The organism is Parasutterella secunda (genome assembly GCF_023336895.1).
GTDB lineage: Bacteria > Pseudomonadota > Gammaproteobacteria > Burkholderiales > Burkholderiaceae_F > Aphodousia > Aphodousia faecalis.
In genome coordinates, this window is record NZ_JAMBLT010000035.1 from 1 (window position 1) to 459 (window position 459).

2 tRNA genes are annotated in these 459 nt (G+C 43.4%); both read right to left on the reverse strand.

The annotated features are described in order from the left end of the window. Window positions 1–268: 268 nt before the first annotated feature. Window positions 269–344, reverse strand: a tRNA-Ala gene (locus M3080_RS09190). 12 nt (window positions 345–356) lie between these two features. After that, a tRNA-Ile gene (locus M3080_RS09195) sits at window positions 357–433 on the reverse strand. Between the last annotated feature and the right edge of the window lie 26 nt (window positions 434–459).

Consider the following 459-nt stretch of genomic DNA (forward strand, 5'->3'; position numbering starts at 1 on the left):
CCTATAACGTTGTACGCTGTTTCTCAATTCTTAAGGTTCTCAAGAACTCTTTTCTTTGAGTTTGAATGCAATCACAACCCGTTTCCAATCAATCCATTCCGGACTCTCATGAAATCCGAAACTTCTTCTTGATTGAAACGCTTTGTTTCACCAAATTGTTAAAGAACATTGACTCTTTCGAGACGAGTTTGTGAGTATATCACAATCATTTCGATTTGTCATTTAAAAAAGCTCGTTTTTTTTACGAACTCCTTTAAATGACAGATCTTGGTGGAGCCGAACGGAATCGAACCGATGACATTCTGCTTGCAAAGCAGACGCTCTACCAACTGAGCTACGGCCCCGTCTGTTTTGCCTGGTGGGTCAGGAAGGATTCGAACCTTCGACCCCCGCCTTATCAAGACGGTGCTCTAACCGACTGAGCTACTGACCCAGCACACCAAACTCTCACAACAAACC